General features: G+C 70.9%; 2 protein-coding genes. Both read left to right on the top strand.

From position 1 onward, the window contains the following. Window positions 1-488: 488 nt before the first annotated feature. Window positions 489-3,833 (top strand): sensor histidine kinase, encoded by a 3,345-nt coding sequence (locus tag ACZ6Y7_RS37885; protein WP_465762534.1) that lies wholly within the window; start codon window positions 489-491, stop codon window positions 3,831-3,833. Window positions 3,834-3,843: 10 nt separating this feature from the next. Next, window positions 3,844-3,980: roadblock/LC7 domain-containing protein (locus ACZ6Y7_RS37880; RefSeq protein WP_329882915.1), on the top strand; the 137-nt coding region annotated here is incomplete at its 3' end.

The following is a 3,980-nucleotide window of genomic DNA, read 5'->3' as shown; positions in this document are numbered from 1 at the left end:
CATCACCCTCGTCGAACACGCCCTCCTCGCCCGACTCCGCTGACACCCGCACGCTCGCCCCCGACCCCGGGGGCGAGCACACGGACGAAGGACGACCGGAACCGACCGGCCCCGACGACCCGTCCTCCCCACGGGCCGGCGGGGCCGCCGCGCTTACCGGCCGGTGTCCTCCCGGGGCACCGCGCAAGACCCGTGTATAAGCAGCGGATAACAGTTCGGTAGGCATTTTGTGATCAACAATGACGCAGCGTGGCGAAACAGCGTCACTCAGCGCCAGATGACCACGGTTTTGCTCCGTCCTGTCGGTGATTGTCCGGATTGTGCCGACGCGGGCGCCAAGCGGCGGCTGTTTGTCCCCCATCCCTGCACGTGCTGAAATTCCAGCTACCCCTGAATCTCCCGCGCCGCCCCGTACGGCAACGGGTCAGGGCCCGGGGGTAGCGCTGGATTGATCCATGGCCGGCAGTCGGCCGAGAGGTAGTTGTCGAGTGAGGCGTAAGCAGCAACCCGCCCCGCAGCGGCGCTCCGAGCCCCGCCAGAGCGAGCCGAACCGTACCCCCGCGGAGCCGGCCGGATTCTCCGCGTTCACTCCCACCGAGGAACGCGTCCAGGCCGCTCCCACCCCGACCCCCCCGAGCGTCACCGCGGCACCCCGCGGCGGCTCCGCCAAGGGCGGCGACGGCCGGTACGAGTTCCTCCGCCCGCGCAACTGGCGCGTGCCGACCCGTCTGATCGCGATCCTGCTGATCCCCGTGATCATCAGTCTCGTCTTCGGCGGTCTGCGAGTGAACACCTCGGTCGACGGCTACATCAAGGCGTCCCGCGCCGAGAAGACCGCCGAGCTGGCCAAGGCGGCCACCGAGCTCGCGGAAGCGCTGGAGAACGAGCGCGACAAGACGCTCATACCCCTGATGACCAAGCAGGACCCGAACAACGAGGTCGCCAAGCGCCGCGCCGAGACCGACGCCGCGCTGAAGGCGTACAACGCCGCCTACGAGGCCTCCGACAAGTCCGGTGAGCTGCCCCGCCGCCACGAGGCCTTCCAGATCCTGGTCGGCGACCTGCCGCACCTGCGGGCCAACGCCTACAACCCCGAGCTGTTCATCAGCGCGACCGCCGCCGCGTACTCGACGATGTTCGCGCCGCTGCTGGCCTACGACAACTCCGTGGGCCTCGGCTCCAGCAACGCCACCAGCAAGGGCCGCGCGATCTACGCGATCTCGCTGGCCAAGGCCTCCGCCTCGACCCAGCGGGCGCTCATGCTGAGCCTGCTGGTCGGCATCTCGCAGAACGGCACCACCCGCTACGAGAACGCCGACGCGACCCAGCAGATCGTGGTCGCGGAGAAGCTGGAGCAGGTCTCCCTCAACGAGTTCAACACCGGTAGCGACCCGGCGGACGCCAAGAAGTACGCGGACGCCCAGGTCGCCCTGGCGACCCAGCAGGAGCGCTCGGCCTACAAGATGCCGAACGGCTCCGCGCCCACCATGCAGGGCCTGCTGGCCCTGGCCGCGGCGTACAGCCAGGCGGCCGCCGAGGGCCAGCTGCGCGGCAAGTCCGTCGCCGACGCCGCGTTCGCCGAGGCGAAGAACGCCGGTCTGACCCCGGACAACTGGAACCAGGCCGCCAACACCCACATCCAGGCACTGCGGAACACCGAAGTCCAGCTGCTGGACGACGTCCTCAACGACTCCCGCAACCTGAAGGACAACGCGCTCTACGACGCCATCCTCAACACGGTCATCGTCGTCGCCGCACTGATCCTGGCCGGTCTGCTCACCGGCTACGTGGCCCGCTCGATGATCCTCGGCATGCGCACCCTGCGCAGCGCCGCCCTGGAGATCGCCGACCACCGCCTGCCGGACCTGGTCGAGAAGCTCTCCAAGACCGACCCGGACCGGGTCGACACCTCGGTGACCCCGATCCCGCTGCACGGCAAGGACGAGATCGGCGAAGTCGCCCGGGCGTTCGACCAGGTCCACCAGCAGGCCGTGGCGCTCGCCGCCGAGCAGGCCCTGCTCCGAGGGAACGTCAACGCGATCTTCACCAACCTGTCGCGCCGCAGCCAGGGCCTGATCCAGCGCCAGCTGGCGCTGATCACCGACCTGGAGAACAACGAGGCCGACCCGGACCAGCTGGAGAACCTCTTCAAGCTGGACCACCTCGCGACCCGTATGCGCCGCAACGGTGAGAACCTGCTCGTCCTCGCGGGCGAGGAGGCCGGCCGCCGCTGGAACACCCCCGTCCCGCTGGTCGACGTGCTCCGCGCCGCCGCCTCCGAGGTGGAGCAGTACGAGCGCGTCGAGCTTTCCGGCATCCCGGAGGTCGACGTCGTCGGCGCCGCCGTGACCGACCTCGTCCACCTGCTCGCCGAGCTGCTGGAGAACGCGACCTCGTTCTCCAGCCCGCAGACCCGGGTCATGGTCAACGCGACCCGCCTGCCCGACGGCCGCGTGCTGGTCGAGATCCACGACAAGGGCATCGGCCTCACCGCCGAGGACTTCGCCGAGATCAACGAGAAGCTGGCCGAGCCGCCCACGGTCGACGCCACCATCTCCCGCCGCATGGGCCTCTTCGTGGTCGGCCGGCTCTCCCAGCGGCACGACATCCGCGTCCAGCTCCGCCCGTCCGGCGAGTCCGCCGGCACCACCTCGCTGGTCATGCTCCCGCCGTTCGTCACCCAGGGCGGTGCCGCGCCGGAGCCCGAGGAGCAGTTCACCGTCTCCCGGATCTTCGCCGACCAGGAGCCGAGCTCCGAGTGGGCGCCCGACTCCCGGGCCCGCAGCGCCGCCGAGCTCGGCTTCGACGACCACCTCACCGGCATCGGCCACGCCGGGTCCACCGGCTTCAGCCCGGCCCTGGAGTCCGTCCAGCGCTCGCAGCGCCTCGACCAGGTCCGCCGCGCGGCCCTGGAGGGCGGCCCGCAGGATCCGGTGGTGGACGCCGAGGTCGAGGAGGACTACCAGCAGTCCTACGGCGACGACCAGTACGCCCCGCAGGACTACCAGCAGGGCTACGCCGACGACCAGTACGGCTACGACCAGCAGCAGGGCTACCAGCAGGACGGCTACGCCCAGAACGGGTACGACCAGTACCCGCAGCAGGGCTACGACCAGCAGGCCTACGGCGACGACCAGTACGCCGACGAGCAGTACGGCTACGACCAGCAGCAGGGCTACCGGCAGGACGGCTACGACGACCCGTACGGCCGCCAGGCCCAGGAGGCCCCGGCCGGCCACCCGTACGCCCCGGAGCCGCCCGCCCTGCCCGCCGCCGAGGCTCCCACCACCCTGCCGTCCGGGCTGCCTCAGCGGCGCCCCGGCGAGCAGCTGGCCGGTGGCGGCCCCGGCAGCGCGCCGGCCGGTCTCGGCCGGCCCGGCGAGAGCCCGAACTGGTTCGCGGGCGCCAAGGACACCTCGGCGCCCCAGGAGACGCGCGGCCACGACGTGTCCTCGCTCGGCGGATACGGCCCGACCGGCCCGACCGCCAGCTCCGCCTGGCAGTCGCCGAACGACGGCAACTGGCAGCGCGCCGAGCAGCTGCGCGAGCCCACCTCCGCCGGCACCACCGGGTCGGGCCTGCCGCGGCGCGTGCCCAAGCAGAACCTGGTGCCCGGCAACGCCAAGTCGACCCCGCAGGAAGGGCCGCAGGTCTCCCGCAGCCCCGAGGAGGTCCGTGGCCGCCTCACCAACCTGCGTCGCGGTGTGGAGCAGGGCCGCAGCGCCGGCAACACCGGAAGCTTCCGGATCGACCCCGATCAGGTAGACCAGTCCGGAAACGGACAGAACCGCAGCACCGATCTCTTCGGCGGCTCGAACCACCAGGAGCGTTGAGTTGACTCAGATGAGCCAGGCCGCACAGAACCTGAACTGGCTGATCACCAATTTCGTGGACAACACCCCCGGGGTGTCCCACACCGTGGTGGTCTCCGCGGACGGCCTCCTCCTGTGCATGTCCGAGGGCTTCCCCCGGGACCGCGC

Source organism: Kitasatospora sp. NPDC053308 (genome assembly GCF_055585785.1).
This window is presented reverse-complemented; position numbering and strand designations above follow the sequence as displayed.